Source organism: Shewanella sp. MF05956 (assembly GCF_059758055.1).
This window is the reverse complement of sequence record NZ_JCAYNV010000019.1, coordinates 62,763-78,268: the sequence shown is the minus strand read 5'-3', so window position 1 is coordinate 78,268 and position 15,506 is coordinate 62,763. Positions and strand designations below refer to the sequence as shown.

At 43.8% G+C, this 15,506-nt stretch carries 16 protein-coding genes; 14 read left to right on the top strand and 2 right to left on the bottom strand.

Features of this window, described 5'->3' with window-relative positions; genetic code table 11:
* Positions 1-69: 69 nt before the first annotated feature.
* Entirely contained in the window at positions 70-636 is a 567-nt protein-coding gene (locus tag AC19MX_RS18390; protein WP_498299378.1) for a chorismate--pyruvate lyase family protein, read from the bottom strand.
* Positions 637-762: 126 nt separating this feature from the next.
* Between AC19MX_RS18390 and AC19MX_RS18385 the strand changes: the two genes are divergently transcribed.
* A complete protein-coding gene (locus tag AC19MX_RS18385; RefSeq protein WP_160055411.1) occupies positions 763-1,161 on the top strand; it encodes a flagellar basal body-associated protein FliL in 399 nt (132 codons plus the stop codon).
* A complete protein-coding gene (gene rlmF / locus AC19MX_RS18380) occupies positions 1,161-2,216 on the top strand; it encodes a 23S rRNA (adenine(1618)-N(6))-methyltransferase RlmF (protein WP_498299377.1) in 1,056 nt (351 codons plus the stop codon). Before AC19MX_RS18385 ends, rlmF begins: the two co-directional genes overlap by 1 nt.
* A gap of 8 nt (positions 2,217-2,224) precedes the next feature.
* On the opposite strand, the gene AC19MX_RS18375 is transcribed toward rlmF, so the two are convergent.
* Positions 2,225-3,094 (bottom strand): formate dehydrogenase accessory sulfurtransferase FdhD, encoded by an 870-nt coding sequence (locus AC19MX_RS18375; protein WP_498299376.1) that lies wholly within the window; start codon positions 3,092-3,094, stop codon positions 2,225-2,227.
* 325 nt (positions 3,095-3,419) lie between these two features.
* Here AC19MX_RS18375 and AC19MX_RS18370 point away from each other — a divergent pair, with 325 nt between their 5' ends.
* From AC19MX_RS18370 to AC19MX_RS18315, 12 genes are all read left to right on the top strand, one after another.
* Positions 3,420-3,887 carry a DUF3305 domain-containing protein gene (locus tag AC19MX_RS18370; RefSeq protein ID WP_498299375.1) on the top strand — a complete coding sequence of 156 codons (468 nt, stop codon included), beginning with the start codon at positions 3,420-3,422 and terminating at the stop codon, positions 3,885-3,887.
* Positions 3,884-4,516, top strand: coding sequence for a DUF3306 domain-containing protein (locus AC19MX_RS18365; protein ID WP_432404168.1), 633 nt, complete (start codon positions 3,884-3,886; stop codon positions 4,514-4,516). Before AC19MX_RS18370 ends, AC19MX_RS18365 begins: the two co-directional genes overlap by 4 nt.
* A 143-nt stretch (positions 4,517-4,659) precedes the next feature.
* Positions 4,660-6,345, top strand: coding sequence for a 4Fe-4S binding protein (locus tag AC19MX_RS18360; protein ID WP_498299374.1), 1,686 nt, complete (start codon positions 4,660-4,662; stop codon positions 6,343-6,345).
* A gap of 10 nt (positions 6,346-6,355) precedes the next feature.
* Complete coding sequence (locus AC19MX_RS18355; protein ID WP_498299373.1) at positions 6,356-7,021, top strand: TorD/DmsD family molecular chaperone; 666 nt, start codon at positions 6,356-6,358, stop codon at positions 7,019-7,021.
* A gap of 51 nt (positions 7,022-7,072) precedes the next feature.
* Positions 7,073-7,270, top strand: a complete 198-nt coding sequence (locus AC19MX_RS18350; RefSeq protein ID WP_432404159.1) for a twin-arginine translocation signal domain-containing protein — start codon at positions 7,073-7,075, stop codon at positions 7,268-7,270.
* Positions 7,271-7,287: 17 nt separating this feature from the next.
* A complete protein-coding gene (locus AC19MX_RS18345; RefSeq protein ID WP_432404235.1) occupies positions 7,288-10,137 on the top strand; it encodes a formate dehydrogenase subunit alpha in 2,850 nt (949 codons plus the stop codon).
* A gap of 25 nt (positions 10,138-10,162) precedes the next feature.
* Complete coding sequence (gene fdh3B, locus AC19MX_RS18340) at positions 10,163-10,759, top strand: formate dehydrogenase FDH3 subunit beta (RefSeq protein ID WP_188958678.1); 597 nt, start codon at positions 10,163-10,165, stop codon at positions 10,757-10,759.
* 47 nt (positions 10,760-10,806) lie between these two features.
* Entirely contained in the window at positions 10,807-11,823 is a 1,017-nt protein-coding gene (locus AC19MX_RS18335; RefSeq protein ID WP_432404155.1) for a formate dehydrogenase subunit gamma, read from the top strand.
* 216 nt (positions 11,824-12,039) lie between these two features.
* Positions 12,040-12,426: a septal ring lytic transglycosylase RlpA family protein gene (locus AC19MX_RS18330; protein ID WP_432404152.1), complete on the top strand. Its 387-nt coding sequence runs from the start codon at positions 12,040-12,042 to the stop codon at positions 12,424-12,426.
* An 85-nt stretch (positions 12,427-12,511) separates the two neighbouring features.
* Positions 12,512-13,306 carry an EcsC family protein gene (locus AC19MX_RS18325; protein WP_498299371.1) on the top strand — a complete coding sequence of 265 codons (795 nt, stop codon included), beginning with the start codon at positions 12,512-12,514 and terminating at the stop codon, positions 13,304-13,306.
* Between the two features lie 89 nt (positions 13,307-13,395).
* Complete coding sequence (locus tag AC19MX_RS18320) at positions 13,396-14,316, top strand: formate/nitrite transporter family protein (RefSeq protein WP_498299370.1); 921 nt, start codon at positions 13,396-13,398, stop codon at positions 14,314-14,316.
* Positions 14,317-14,408: 92 nt separating this feature from the next.
* On the top strand, positions 14,409-15,401 hold the full coding sequence (locus AC19MX_RS18315; RefSeq protein WP_498299369.1) for an alpha/beta fold hydrolase: 993 nt from the start codon (positions 14,409-14,411) through the stop codon (positions 15,399-15,401).
* Positions 15,402-15,506: the final 105 nt, after the last annotated feature.

Here is a 15,506-nt window from a genome sequence, read left to right as displayed (position 1 = left end):
CTTCAGTAGTAAACAAAACGCCCATCACACTGTGAATGGGCGTTTTTGTGGAAGCTCTATCAGTAACCGCTAGAGATTATTGATGCGCTCAACTGCTGCGGGTAAAAAAATCTCGCCAACGATTAACTGCGAGTCATGCAAGTTAAAGTAACGTCTTCTTCCCCACAAACTGGCATTTACTTGCTGATTTAAGCTGGTAGCGAGTGCAGCAAGGCGGCCGCAGGTTTCAAATTGTGCCACTTCAATACTGCCCGGTGAGATATCTGGGCTGGTAAATAACAGTTCACCTAATGGTCGAGTACCAAGCTGAGTAAATTGGTCTCGAGTAGTGTCCAAAATAGTTTGCGGGATTAAGGTTCTGGCGAATACCCAGGGTGTACCGTCAAGGCATAATAAGACTTCGCGGATCCACACCGGCTCTCGATGGCTTGGAAACTCACCTTGTAGAGGTGTGAGTAAGTGCTCGCCCAATACTTTGACTTCAAAATGAGTGCAATGGGTTTTGAGACGTTGAGTTAAACTGCCTGTGGCTAATAACCAGTCTTTAAGTTGGTCATTTGGTAAGGAATCGATTTTTTGTGGCGAAAACCAATGAATTGATTCACCATATGGAAAGCTAACACTGGTCACGTTCATCTAAAACTCGTTACAATATACCTCAACAGCAATAGTCTATCATGTCGTGAATAACCAAACACGCCTCAAGGTATGAGCAACATGGCCGATTTAATTAACGTTACATCTTTAGGAGTGTCTCTTATTATGAAAAAATGGCTTTCAACGTTAGTTATATTATGTTGCGCTGCATTCCACGTACACGCAGCCGATGAAGGTGTAGAAGATTATGCGTATTATGGTTTTGAGCCAGATATCGTGACTAATTACATTTCTAACCGTAAAAAATTAGGTTTTGTTAAAATCAGTGTCGAGCTGATGGTAAAAGATCCTAATGATTTGGTGAGTTTAGAGCATCACGATCCTCTTTTACGTTCTGCAATCGTCGAAATTTTAGGTAATCAGTCAGAAGATAAAGTGAAATCATTGTCTGGTCGTGAAGAAATCCGCCGTGAGTGCTACGAGACGGTAAATCGTTTAATGGAACAAGAAGTTGGAAAGTCGATAGTGGTCAACTTGTTATTTACTAAGTATTTATACGATTAATGAAGCGTTCTAATCCTGTTGGGCGAGCCAAGCAACAAGCTAAGCGCTCGTCATCCTCTCAACATAAAGCATCGAATCACGTTAATATATCCAAAAAATTGCATCCTCGAAATGCCCATCTACATGGCTATGATTTTGCAAAGTTAGTTGCGGCTATGCCATTATTAAGCGGCTTTTTGCGTGCTAATCCCTATGGTAATCCGTCTATCGACTTTGCCGATCCTGACGCGGTAAAGTGCTTAAATTCAGCTTTATTACTCAGTGACTACAAGATAAAAAACTGGGATATCCCAGCGGGGTATTTGTGTCCGCCAGTGCCCGGTCGTGTGGATTATTTACACTACATTGCCGACTTATTAGCGCCAAAAGGACCGCTTATGCATGGGCCGAATATCCGCGTTTTGGATATTGGCACTGGTGCTAATGGTATCTATCCGTTGCTGGGGATTCAGACTTACGGCTGGCAGTTTATCGCATCGGACATAGATCCAGTCTCGATTGACAATGTCGCGAATATTGCGAAGCAAAACCCCAGTATTGAAGCTAATTTACAGTTAAGGCTGCAATCGACACCGCAACATATCTTTAAAGGCATTATTGCAGACAATGAACGTGTTGATGTCACCATGTGTAATCCACCCTTTCATCGCTCTTTAGCCGAAGCCTCTGCAGGCTCGTTACGTAAAGTGACTAACTTGGCTAAAAACCAACAGCAAAAGCACGGTAATACATCACACAATTTAACCGCCGCACAAGCAAACCCTAAATTGAATTTTGGTGGCCAAAAAGCCGAATTGTGGTGTGATGGAGGCGAAGCGCAATTTTTGGCCAACATGATCAACCAAAGTAAAGAATACGCCAGCCAAGTGCTGTGGTTTACGTCATTGGTGTCTAAGTCTGACAACCTCAAGCCGTGTTATCAATTGCTTAAACACTTAAGTGCGGCAGAGGTAAGCACGATTGAAATGACTCAGGGTAACAAAATTACGCGAATTTTGGTGTGGAGTTTTATCCCCGCAACACTTCGCCAGCAATGGGCTTTGTTACGGGGTTAACCACATCATTATCTGGAGGGATGATCATTTTTAAGGGCATCAAACTCGATTGTCTCGCTGCCGTGATACACTAAAAAGTGGCGTCCTTTGGCACGTGCGATTAAGGTAATCCCCAGCTGCATCGCTAAATCTAATCCCATTTGGGTGACACCACTGCGTGACAACAATACCGGTATTCCCATCTTGGCGACTTTAATCACCATTTCTGAGGTAAGTCGGCCAGTTGTGTAGAAGATTTTGTCACCTCCAGTTTGTTGTTCTAGCCACATGTCTCCCGCTAAGGTATCTACTGCATTATGGCGGCCTACATCTTCAACAAACGCGAGTATTTTGTCGTGCTGGCAGAGCCCACAGCCATGCACCGCACCGGCATTTTTGTAGGTTTCGTTATACGCATTAATGTTATTGAGTAAAGCGTAAATTGTTGATTGTTTTAAGGCTGGCGTGGGTAGTGATATTTCATCTAAACCTTGCAAAAAACCGCCGTAAACGGTGCCTTGACCACAGCCCGATGTCACGGTTTTTTCCGATAATTTTTGCTCAATATCTTCCGATATCTCTTGCGTGATGACCGCCGCAGAGCTCACTTCCCAGTCAACAATTACAGACTCTAATAAGCTTAAGTCGCTAATAAACCCCTGGTTTTTAAGATAACCAATGGTCAATGACTCGGGTTTTGCGCCTAATGTCATTAAGGTTACTATTGGGCGCCAATTTAAATACACTGTTAGCGGGCGTTCACAGGCGACAAATTTATCGACCACAACACCTTGGTCATCCACCGCTTTAACCGCAATAGTTAAAGGAACTTGTGTGGCTGTTTTGACAAATTTTACGGGCTTGCGGGCTGAGGACATTGCCGAAGCAGATTGGGTCATAAGTGAGCCTCTTAAAGTGTATTTTATAGATGCGATTGCCTCATTGGGTTACCTCATCGGTTAATTAGCATAGCAATTATTATTCCCTAAACTGAAAACATCTTACCTAAGCGTGATCTAGCGCAAATCTTCAACAAATCAATACTTTTAACGCGTATTAATGTCCCAGTTGCTATTGCGGTGTGGACATAATGTCCTATTGTTAATAGGTAAATTGAGATCAAGTTCAAAGTTAATTTTACTTTTTAGTTGGCATCAATTTTGCTCTATCTAAGTATAGCAATTCAATCACACGTGGCTTATGTAGCCTGAGGTCAGCATCAATATGCAACATACCGATAAGATATGGCCAATGTATGTGTCACTTAAAAAAGTGCAAGTGCAAACAGGGCGCTGGACATCGGTTCGCTGGGAGCTTGAGCACATGGTGCCAGCAACACAACCTCAGCCCGACAATGCCGTGCTTATTCCACTTGAACTCTATAAAGATCAACGTGGTAGCTACCGCATTAATCTCGATATGGATAACCCAACGTTGTACATAGTGTGCGATGAGCTCAGTGATGGTACATGGATACCCGCGATTATTTCTGCTGATCAACACGTCAGTGCCGGCTGCTTAGAGTCAGACACGCCAGTGTTGAATATTCCAATGCCTAGCGCGATTGCCTGTTGGATTGAAGCATTCATTACTCGACATGGTGAAGTAGAAATTAGCGCTCATCGCCGTAAGCATGTCAATCGTCGTAAAAATGAAGGTCCAAGTGCCAACCGTTCTGGGAATATGCAATGAGCAGCCAAGATGGATTATTGAGTCGCTGGGAATTACGTCGCCAGCGAGTGGCTGCAGAAGCTGAGCAGCAAGAGCTTGATACTGCAAGTGAGTCGCTTGAGCTTACACAGCAACCTGACGCCACAGCCCAAACAGAACTGGATGATGGACTAACGGATGTTAGCCCTGAAGAAGAGCCGTTACCCGACCCAAGTACCATTGAAGTGGGCGGCAGTTTTGCCCGGTTTATGGCTAAAAATGTCGATCCAACCGCTAAGGCTGCAGCACTGCGTGCTTTATGGAAGCAACCACAATACGGCCATATCGATGGCTTATTAGAATATGCACTCGATTACACCAATCAACCCATTTTGTCTGCTGAAGTGTCAGCAGAGTTGGCCAGTAAAGTGTTTCGTTACGTGGTAGAAAAAACAGATCCTGAAGAAGATGAGTTACTTGCAGACTCTGAAACCGAGATGGGTAGTGATGTTGAAACAGTAACAACCGACATAAGCAGTGAAACAGAATTTACAGAAGTTGATGAGTCGTTAGCGATTACGCAACAATCTGAAACGTTATCGGCTAACGCCCAAGTACAGGATGATGACCTACTTGAGCCCGCCTTTGCCAGTGATGAGGCTAAAGGCTAACAGACCGTATTAAGCCGATATGATATTGATATGTTATCGGGTATGCAGTCAGTCGATTTGATGAGTTGATATAAATAAAAAGTGTTAATTGCACCGTGAGCCTGGGTGATTAACCAGAGACAAAAACCGATATTAGGAACGCAATGAGCATAATAAAAAACCAGCCTATGCTGAAACAAGCTCGGCAACAGGTAATGGCGAATACCCAGATTTTACAAAATCTGATCCCGCCAACAGTCAGCTATACCACTCAAGGTAATGTATTAGTCATTGGCCCAGAAGATCTTGCCCGTTTAGCGGCGGACAAATTGTCCACCATGAACAGTTGTGTCATTTTGGCCAATGAAGCGATTACTAGCCAGGATGAAGCACACCTTGAAGCGGTAATGAATGCAGCCACGCAAGTTGAAAGCTACTACAACAAATTAGTCAGTATCAAAGGCTTTTTAGGTCAGTTTCAGGTAAAAGTTGAAGGTGATAATGGCATTAGCGAGCTTAGTGTAGTGGCGATTCGTCAAGCACACTTTGATATCGTGCTCGACCTAAGTCACAGCCCAAGTATTAATTTAGAAATGCTGCCTCCTGGGTATTTTTATGTAGGCCAAGACAAAGCATTACTGGCAGATGCCCTTGAGCAAATTCCTGATTTAGTGGGTCAGTTTGATAAACCAAGATACGTCAAAGTTAATCATGACATTTGTGCGCATAACAAACATGGCTTAAATGGCTGTAACCGATGCTTAAACTTTTGCCCTGCTGATGCGATTAGTAGCGTAGCGCAAAAAATTGAAATTGACCCTTACCTTTGCCATGGCGCAGGCAGTTGTACCAATGCATGCCCAACAGGGGCATTAAGTTATGATTTACCTACGCCAAAATCTTTGCATGCCTATCTTGAAAAGTTAGTTAGTCGTTACCGTCAACAAGCGCAAACCGCCCCCGTGGTGTTATTTCACGACAATGAAGCTGGTGCTCAGTTTATTAGCGACGAGTTAAGCGGCGATGTGTTACCTGTGGCAATGGAAGAAATCACCGTTGCCAGTATTGATCATTGGATGACAACGTTAGCCTATGGTGCTCGGGAAGTGTTGATTTTAAATACCCCTGCTACAGCTCCCACACTGACGCAAATGCTCAAAGGTGAATTGGCATTAGCCAACCGTATTTTAGATGAAATGGGACAGCCACAGCGTATTCGCTTAATTAGCCCTGAAGATCTAAAAGATTTAGAGCCAGCATTAACCATCAGCCTAGCATGGCCAGTGATTATGCCAATGGTTGTTAATCAGGCGGATATTGCCCCTGCAAGTAATGCCAAACGCAGTTTATTGTTTCAAGCGATTGACCATCTAAATAGCCAGGCCGCCGCGGTTGTTAACGTGATGCCTCTGGCGAACATTCCTTACGGAATGGTGAGTATTAATAGCGATAAATGCACCTTGTGTATGTCGTGCGTTGCAACATGTCCTACCCAAGCATTAAAAGATGGTGGAGATACACCAGCACTTAAATTCACAGAGCAAGACTGCGTGCAATGTGGTTTGTGTGAAGCAGCGTGCCCGGAAAAGGTCATTAGTCTAATTCCACAAATAAATTTCAACCCACAACAGCGTCAGCAAATCCAAATACTAAAAGAAGAACCACCATTTGAGTGTATCCGTTGCGGTAGCGAGTTTGCCACCCAATCAATGATACATAAAATGGTCGAAATGGTCGGCGCGCACAGTGCGTTTAGCGCCAATATAGAGCGTTTGAAAATGTGTGGCGATTGCCGTGTAAAAGACATGTTTGAAGACATCCTTGACGATCCAGAAAAGCAATTGCGATAAGAGATCTGCTATGACAGAAACAGTGAGACAAATAAGCGAAAACGACCAATTAAGAGCTGATATTTATCAGTTGTTGGCCGCGCTAATGCGCCGCCAGCCGAGTGCCGAGTTATTGCAGTTTTTAGCTGATTTAGACATAGAAGTCGAAGAAGGCAACGCCATGAGCGATGCCTGGATAGCATTGAAGCAAGCAGCACAAAAAAGTGATACCGATACCCTAGAAGATGAATATTTTGCCATTTTCCTGGGCGTCGGCAGCGGTGAAATTATGCCTTATGGCAGTTGGTTTATGACCGGTTCACTTATGGATAAACCCTTAGCGGCATTACGCAGTGACTTAATGCAATTAGGGTTTGAACGTGAAGAGAACGTTAAAGAGCCTGAAGATCATGTCGCCGCATTATGCGAAGTGATGGGCTGCCTTATTTTAGAAGCACCTAGTTACCGACAATTAGCGTTTTATCAACGCCATATTAGTAGCTGGATTATTCGTTTTTGTGAAAATTTAGCCAAAACGCCTAGTGCCCATTTTTACGTTGCGGTTGCGCAACTTGCTCTTGCCTTTTTTAAGGCAGAAGCGAATGAATTTGAACAACTGAGTTTAAACATTCCGGTGAACTGTCCAGGTAGTGCTGACCTTGAGCCGGTTGAAGACGAGATTGTGCAAATTAACTAAACCGGATGGTGGCAGTAACTAGCCTCATCTTTTTATCAACAAGGAGACCATATGAAAAAGCAAGCTTCCGACATGGGTCGTCGCCAAGTGTTAAAAGCACTTGCGCTCGGCAGTGCGGCAGGTGCTGTTGCTAGTGTGAGTGCACCCGCGCTTGCCCAAGTGACTAAACCGTCTACACAAGAGCCTACGGGCAATAACTATCGCGAAACAGAGCATATCCGTAACTACTATGCCTCGTTAAGTAAATAACAAAAGGAGAGTGTGTGATGCGATTAACCCGCAAATCAGACACAGTCGAGACTAAAACAACGTCCGGCTTAGGTCTTAACCGACGTCAATTCCTAAAGTCTGCCAGTTTGGCGACCGGTGGTATTGCCGCAGCATCAATGCTTGGTGCAGGTATGATGCGTAAAGCAGAAGCCAAAGATGTACCACATAACGCGCCTACAGAAGTCAAAAGAACAATTTGTTCGCATTGTTCTGTTGGTTGTGGTGTTTATGCTGAAGTACAAAATGGGGTGTGGACAGGGCAAGAACCTGCGTTTGACCATCCATTTAACCAAGGTGGACACTGTGCTAAAGGTGCTGCATTACGTGAGCATGGTCATGGTGAAAAACGCTTAAAATACCCAATGAAGCTAGAAGGTGGTAAATGGAAGCGTCTATCATGGGATCAAGCCATCAATGAAGTAGGCGACAAAATGGAATCGATTCGTCAAGAGTCTGGTCCTGATTCTGTTTACTTTATGGGTAGTGCTAAATTTTCAAACGAACAAGCTTATATGTATCGCAAATTAGCAGCAATGTGGGGCACTAACAACGTCGATCACTCTGCTCGTATTTGTCACTCTACCACGGTAGCCGGTGTTGCAAACACTTGGGGCTACGGTGCGCAAACTAACTCGTTTAATGACATGCGCAACTCAAAGTGCATGATGTTTATTGGTTCTAATCCATGTGAAGCTCACCCAGTGGCGATGCAACACATTTTAATTGGTAAAGAGCGCGGCGCTAAAATCATTGTCGTTGACCCTCGCTTTACCCGTACAGCGGCTAAATCTGATGAATATGTCCATATTCGTCCAGGTACTGACATTCCATTTATTTATGGTTTGTTATGGCATATTTTCGAAAACGGCTGGCAGGATGATTCATTCATTTCTCAACGTGTATACGGCATGGAACGTATTAAAGAAGAAGTGAAGAAATACACTCCAGAAGAAGTTGAACATGTTGCTGGCGTGCCAAAAGAACAAATGTATCGCGTCGCTAAAATGATGGCTGAAACTAAGCCAGGCACCATTGTATGGTGTATGGGCGGTACTCAGCATCACATTGGTAATGCTAACACCCGCGCTTACTGTATTTTACAGCTAGCCCTTGGCAACATGGGTATCGAAGGCGGCGGAACAAACATTTTCCGTGGTCACGATAACGTACAGGGTGCAACAGACTTTGGCTTGTTGTTTGATAACTTACCAGGCTATTACGGTTTAACGTCAGGTGCATGGGACCATTGGGCCAATGTATGGGACTTAGAACCGAGCTGGATTAAAAGTCGTTTCGACCAAGCTCAATACTTAGGTCAAGACCCACAAACCTCAGCAGGTATTCCTTGTTCACGTTGGCACGATGGCGTGTTAGAAGACAAAACCAAGATTGCGCAGAAAGACAATATTCGTCTGGGCTTCTTTTGGGGACAGTCAGTTAACACCGAAACCCGTGGCCGTGAAGTGCGAGAAGCACTCAACAAAATGGATACAATTGTGGTTGTCGATCCATTCCCAACCATGGCCGGTGTGATGCACGAACGCCAAGATGGGGTGTATTTATTACCAGCATCAACGCAGTTTGAAACCTATGGTTCAGTGTCTGCGTCTAACCGTTCACTGCAGTGGCGTTCGCAAGTTATCGAACCATTATTTGAGTCATTACCTGATCATATCATCATGTATAAATTGGCCAAAAAATGGGGCGTTGCAGAACAATTCTGTAAACACATTAAAGTCAATGGCGAAGAACCATTGATTGAAGATATCACTCGCGAGTTTAACACGGGTATGTGGACCATTGGTTACACAGGTCAAAGCCCAGAGCGTTTGAAAATGCACCAAGAAAACTGGGGTACTTTCGACGTTAACTCACTTGAAGCGCCCGGCGGCCCAGCTAAAGGCGAAACCTATGGTTTACCTTGGCCATGTTGGGGCACACCAGAAAACAAACATCCAGGTACACAAATTTTGTATCGTACCGGACGTGAAGTTAAAGACGGTGGTGGTAACTTCCGCGCGCGTTATGGTGTGGAACATGAAGGCAATAACATTCTTGCTGAAGGCTCTTTCTCGAAAGGATCTGAAATTCAAGACGGTTACCCTGAGTTTACTGCCGACATGCTTAAACAGCTTGGCTGGTGGGACGATCTAACTGCTGAAGAAAAAGTTAAAGCAGAAGGACAAAACTGGAAAACTGATATTTCTGGTGGTATTCAACGTGTGGCAATTAAGCATGGTTGTATCCCTTACGGTAACGCTAAAGCGCGTTGTATCGTATGGAACTTCCCTGATGACATTCCATTACACCGCGAACCACTGTACACCCCTCGTCGTGACTTGGTGGCTAAGTACCCAACGTATGAAGACCGTATGGTGGCGCGCCTACCAACACTTTATAAAACCATTCAAGATAAGGATTTTGCTACCGACTATCCACTTGCCGTTACAACCGGACGTTTGGTTGAGTACGAAGGTGGTGGTGAAGAGTCACGTTGTAACCCATGGCTTGCAGAACTACAGCAAGAAATGTTTATCGAGATCAACCCAGCAGATGCTGCAGATCGCGGTTTACGTGATGGTGATGACGTGTTTGTTCACAGTCCAGAAGGGGCAAAAATTACCGTTAAAGCAATGGTGACACCACGTGTTATTGCTGGCGAATGTTTTATGCCGTACCACTTTGCGGGTGTATTTGAAGGCAAGAGCCTAGAGAAAAACTACCCAGAAGGCACAGTACCTTACGTAATTGGCGAATCCGCTAACACCGTAATGACCTATGGCTATGACATTGTGACTCAGATGCAAGAGGCTAAGTCTAGCTTGTGTCAGATCAGCAAAGCCTAAACACTTGATGAGGAGATAAGCCATTATGGCAGTCATGAAATTTCTGTGTGACACCAAACGCTGCATCGAGTGTAACGGTTGCGTCACAGCTTGTAAAAACGAGAACGACTCTGCTTTAGAGTGGGGTATTCAACGTCGCCGCGTGGTGACCCTTCACGATGGTGAACCAGGAGAAGCATCAATATCAGTGGCGTGTATGCACTGTACCGACGCACCTTGTATGGCAGTATGCCCTGCAGACTGTTTCTACCGTACCGAAGACGGCATAGTGCTACACAACAAAGATACTTGTATCGGTTGTGGTTACTGTTTCTATGCTTGTCCGTTTGGTGCACCGCAGTTCCCTAAAAAGACTGCATTTGGTAGCCGTGGCAAAATGGATAAATGTACTTTCTGTGCAGGTGGCCCTGAAGAAGATCATTCAGAAGCAGAGCGCCTCAAATACGGTTCTAACCGTATCGCAGAAGGTAAATTACCTATGTGTGCCGAGTTGTGTTCAACCAAAGCGTTACTTGCGGGCGATGCAGGCATTGTGTCTGACATTTACCGTCAACGTATGGCATCACGCGGTAATCCAAATGTGATTTGGGGCTACAACCCTAAAACCGGCGAAATGATCTAACCAGAGCATGTGCTGCGATTAAGTTCGCAGCCATATAAGGAGTGACAATGTTAACTTTAACGTTAAACAAATCACTGCGCAGGATGTTTGCTCTGTTGGTTCTGTGTATGGGATTGGGGTTGGTTACATCACCGGTGTATGCCGCGGATGAACAATCTAGCCAACAACAAGCAAAGTCTAAAACCAGCGATGCAGATCTCTGGCGCGCAGTTAAAGCCGGCGAACCGGGATACAGTACAGACAAAGGCTTAGATGCTGATGTACTTATCAATGTCGCAGGCAATGAAGGTAAGATACTACGAAATACTTACTTAAAACCCGCACTAGGCTTAGCTATAGTCGGCGTTTTTGCTGCCTTTTTAGTGTTTTACTTCGTTAATGGTCCATCCAAACTGAGTAAAGGCTTTTCAGGTAAAATGGTACTTCGTTGGAGCAAAGCTGACCTCTGGTTGCATTGGGTTATGGCAATCTCTTGCCTAACGCTTATGTTAACGGGTTTGGTCATTATGCTTGGGCGGCATTTCCTTGCTCCTTATGTCGGTGACGGCATTTGGGCAGGTATTATCGCCTTCTGTAAGTTTACCCATGACTGGTCTGGACCTATTTTTATGGTGTCTTGGCTATTATGTGTAATCAAGTGGATGCCGTTACAAACCTTTAAAATGTACGATTTTAAATGGTTTTTAGTGGTCGGTGGCTACATTAACTTTGGCCCGTTTAAAGGCAAACACCCAGACAGTGGTTTTGCTAACGCGGGTGAAAAAATGTGGTTCTGGACCTTAGCTATTTTTGGTCTTAGCATTAGCGCAACAGGGGTCATGCTAGTGTTCCCTACGCTCGACTTGCCACGCGAGTTATCTATGATCGCTTTACTTGTACATGGGGTGAGTGCCGTTATTTTAATTGCGTTTACCATCGTGCACATTTGGATGGCGACTGTACTCAGCGAAGGCGGTATGGAGTGTATGGTATCGGGCTATTGTGACGAAAACTGGGCTTCGCAGCACCACAATTTGTGGTACGACGAAATCAAAGCCGATGGCACCCTAAAATACAAAGAGTAACTCAGCTGTAGCGGTGTGAATTCACCAGACTATTGTTAATCTAAAACACCTTGTGGGGCTAACTCGCAAGGTGTTTTTTATTGGGGTATCAGTATAAGTCTCATGAAGAGTTTAATTTGAATCACTATTCAAAGTCGGTTACTGTTCATCACATAATGACACGACAAAGCGAGTGATAGCGTTGGCTCGTTATGTGAACACACAATAAGATAAAACATGGTTACCATTTCTCGAATATTACTCCTATCTTTATTTTCATTACTTCTGGTTGGCTGTTCTACAATCCAGTCAGATAGTGGTGATCGAATAGGTTTTACTGAGTACGGTCAAGCTTCATATTATTCAGATCGTCATCAAAATAATAAAACCGCCAATGGCGATTTATACCAACACAACCTTAAAACTGCTGCCCATAAAACGTTACCCTTTGGTGCGCATGTTAAAGTCACGAATACTGCCAATGGTAAAAGTGTTATCGTTAATATTAATGATCGCGGTCCTTTTGTAAAAGGGCGGATTATCGACCTCTCCAAATCGGCATTCAGTAGTATCGGCAATATTTCGGCAGGGGTCATTGAGGTTAAAATTGAAGTTGTCAGATAGCTTATGCTTCTAATGCGTTTGGATGTGTAAAGTTGGTCAGGGAAAGCTCTGTTGGAGTGAATTGATTTATTGCTAAGGGGAATAAGTGAATATTTCAGCGTCACATCAAAAAGAGTTGGCAATGGCCAAATCATTATTAGAAAACCCTGGCTTGGCGGTCAAAATAACGAATTTTATCGGTACGCCGATTGAAAAGGGCTTAGCGTTATTGCCAGACAACTGGAATAGAAATATCGCTAAAGTGACTGAAAAGTCGTTAATGAAAGCCTCAGAAGCCGCTATTTTTACGATGAAAGACATTCCTGGAGAAGCGTCATCTAATCGCTGGCATAAACTGGGTGTTGCGGTGAGTGGTGGTATGGGTGGTTTTTTTGGTTTAGCTGCGATTGCAGTTGAACTTCCAGTTTCAACTTCTATTATGTTGCGATCTATTGCCGATATTGCCCGCAGTGAAGGTGAGTTAATTACCTCGTTAGACACTAAAATGGCTTGTCTAGAAGTGTTTGCTTTAGGCGGCGCGAGCGATTTAGACGACAACAGTGAATCAGGTTATTTTGCGGTAAGAGCTGCTCTGGCTAAATCGGTGTCTGAAGCGGCTGAGTTTATGGTTAAAAAAGGCGTAACAGACGAAGCGGCGCCTCTTCTCGTTAAACTCGTCAGTAATATCGCTGAAAAATTTGGCGTGCAAGTCACCCAAAAAGCCGCTGCTCAAGCCATACCAGCCATTGGCGCCGCGGGTGGAGCCATCATTAATACTTTGTTTATTGATCATTTTCAAGACATGGCCAGAGGCCACTTTATAGTCCGTAAGTTAGAGCGGCAATATGGTTATGATACTGTCAGGAATGCTTACAACTTATTACCTAAAAATGTGAATTAAGCGCCATCGCAGCACCTGTTGGACTTAGCGGATAGAACAATATTGAACGTTCAGCAAGTCTTACGTTTATCGCCGAAAAGGATAGCAATATGACACAAAATGGACCCACTCAATCTGATAAGCACCTTGCGGCAACGTCGAATATGCACTCTAACCACAAAGCGGTTAAACGCGAAACGCGGGAGCACGAAGCTACCACATCAGAAATCGCCTTAACTGACTCCGAGCGTGAAGCCGTAGCTGAAAATAGCAGCCTTTCTTCGTTAACCGTGTACTCAATCATACTCAGGGAAGGACAGGAAGAGTTAGAGCGGCCGATGCTGTCTCTATGGTGGTCAGGTATTGCTGCCGGTATCGGTATTTCATCTTCGGTATTAGCAGAAGCAGTTATCCGTAGCAATCTTGGTAGCGATCATCCTTATCTATCGTTGATTGAAAGCCTGGGTTATACCTTTGGTTTTGTTTTGGTGATTTTAGCCAGGCTGCAATTATTTACCGAAAATACCATTACCGTGATTTTACCGTTATTGGCAAACCCTTCTAAAAAAAGCCTAGCGTGCACTGCGCGTTTATGGACTGTGGTGCTAGGAGCTAATTTTGTCGGCACATTCTTTACTGCTGCTATGGTGGTGCATGGTGGAATATTAACGGAAGATATATTTAGCGCGATATTACAGATATCGCGCCATGTGGCGGAGCTAACGCCATCCGAATCGTTATTGCGTGGTATTCCGGCTGGATTTTTTATTGCTGCCTTGGTGTGGATGCTCCCTTCTGCAAAAGGGTCTGAGTTGCTGGTGATAATCATGTTTACCTGGTTAATTGCCGCAGGCGAGTTTACTCATGTTATTGCGGGCTCTAATGAAATATTTACCTTAGTGCTCAATGGCGAGTTAAGTTTTTTCACGGCATGGTCTCATCATATTGGTCCTACGTTATTGGGTAACATTATTGGCGGTACCGGCTTATTTGCAATGTTAGCTTATGGCCAAGTTCGCCAAGAAATGTAGTTCAACAGATGAATAAAACGATGTTGTAATAGATGTAAGTGACTGCTACTTTGAGTTTTTATTGATGTATTATTTCTTTGAGTGAGATAAAGATGAAGCGTTTTTATTTAGTATTATTGAGCCTATTTACGGTGTTAGCACCTGTATTTGCCGCAGAACCTGTTAAATACAATAAAGAGTTGGACGGATTTGACTATCCATTTGAAGTGCAGACGTTTAATTTTAACTCACAAAGCAAAGATTTAGCGATGCGCTATATGGATGTGGGCGCTATAGACGCAAAGAAAGTGATCGTGCTGTTACATGGCAAAAACTTTTCCGGCTACTACTGGGAACAGGTTGCAAACGATCTATTAGCTAATGGCTACAGAGTGATTATTCCTGATCAAATTGGCTTTGGTAAATCAACCAAGCCTGAGTTTTATCAATACAGTTTTGGTCAATTAGCCTTAAATACTAAATCGTTATTAGACAGCTTACACATCAACACGTTTGATCTTGTAGGCCACTCTATGGGCGGCATGTTAGCGACAACATTTGCGGTTAATTACCCAAGCGCAGTTAATAAGCTCATTTTGATTAACCCGATTGGCTTAGAAGATTACAGTCGATATGTGCAATTTAAAGACGTTAACTTTTTCTATAAAAATGAGCTAGCCGCAAGCGTCGATAAAGCAAGAAACTACCAAAAAGCCAATTATTACGACGGTAAGTGGTCTGATGAATACGAGAAATTATTAGTACCCATGCAAGGGATGTTAGCAGGCGATGATTGGCCTATTGTTGCTTGGAATAATGCCCTCACTTATGGGCCAATATTCTCAGAAAACGTTGTCGATAGATTTTCGCAAATAACCAGTGAAACGGTACTGATTATAGGCACTCGAGATCAAACCGGACCTGGTCGTGGTTGGTTAAAAGAAGGTGTAACCAGAACCTTAGGTGATTACAAAAAGCTTGGCGTTAATGCTCATAAGTTAATTAAAGGTTCAACCTTAATTGAGCTTGAAGGGGTAGGTCATATGCCGCAAATTGAAGATTATAATGGCTTTATTAAGGCATTTCATCAAGCGCTGGGTAAATAATACACATATAACCTAGCCAAAGTGATTAAGATGTTCATTATGTTTGTCATCTCCAGAAATAGTCTCATTATTTCATGGTGATGACCTGTTATTGTTGGTTATAAC

Coding starts and splice junctions, on each gene's coding strand:
- AC19MX_RS18330 (WP_432404152.1), top strand. CDS start 12,040: ATGGTTACCATTTCTCGAATATTACTCCTATCTTTATTTTCATTACTT.
- AC19MX_RS18345 (WP_432404235.1), top strand. CDS start 7,288: ATGCGATTAACCCGCAAATCAGACACAGTCGAGACTAAAACAACGTCC.
- AC19MX_RS18370 (WP_498299375.1), top strand. CDS start 3,420: ATGCAACATACCGATAAGATATGGCCAATGTATGTGTCACTTAAAAAA.
- AC19MX_RS18315 (WP_498299369.1), top strand. CDS start 14,409: ATGAAGCGTTTTTATTTAGTATTATTGAGCCTATTTACGGTGTTAGCA.
- AC19MX_RS18355 (WP_498299373.1), top strand. CDS start 6,356: ATGACAGAAACAGTGAGACAAATAAGCGAAAACGACCAATTAAGAGCT.
- AC19MX_RS18360 (WP_498299374.1), top strand. CDS start 4,660: ATGAGCATAATAAAAAACCAGCCTATGCTGAAACAAGCTCGGCAACAG.
- AC19MX_RS18320 (WP_498299370.1), top strand. CDS start 13,396: ATGACACAAAATGGACCCACTCAATCTGATAAGCACCTTGCGGCAACG.
- AC19MX_RS18335 (WP_432404155.1), top strand. CDS start 10,807: ATGTTAACTTTAACGTTAAACAAATCACTGCGCAGGATGTTTGCTCTG.
- AC19MX_RS18365 (WP_432404168.1), top strand. CDS start 3,884: ATGAGCAGCCAAGATGGATTATTGAGTCGCTGGGAATTACGTCGCCAG.
- AC19MX_RS18350 (WP_432404159.1), top strand. CDS start 7,073: ATGAAAAAGCAAGCTTCCGACATGGGTCGTCGCCAAGTGTTAAAAGCA.
- AC19MX_RS18390 (WP_498299378.1), bottom strand. CDS start 636: ATGAACGTGACCAGTGTTAGCTTTCCATATGGTGAATCAATTCATTGG.
- AC19MX_RS18385 (WP_160055411.1), top strand. CDS start 763: ATGAAAAAATGGCTTTCAACGTTAGTTATATTATGTTGCGCTGCATTC.
- fdh3B (WP_188958678.1), top strand. CDS start 10,163: ATGGCAGTCATGAAATTTCTGTGTGACACCAAACGCTGCATCGAGTGT.
- rlmF (WP_498299377.1), top strand. CDS start 1,161: ATGAAGCGTTCTAATCCTGTTGGGCGAGCCAAGCAACAAGCTAAGCGC.
- AC19MX_RS18375 (WP_498299376.1), bottom strand. CDS start 3,094: ATGACCCAATCTGCTTCGGCAATGTCCTCAGCCCGCAAGCCCGTAAAA.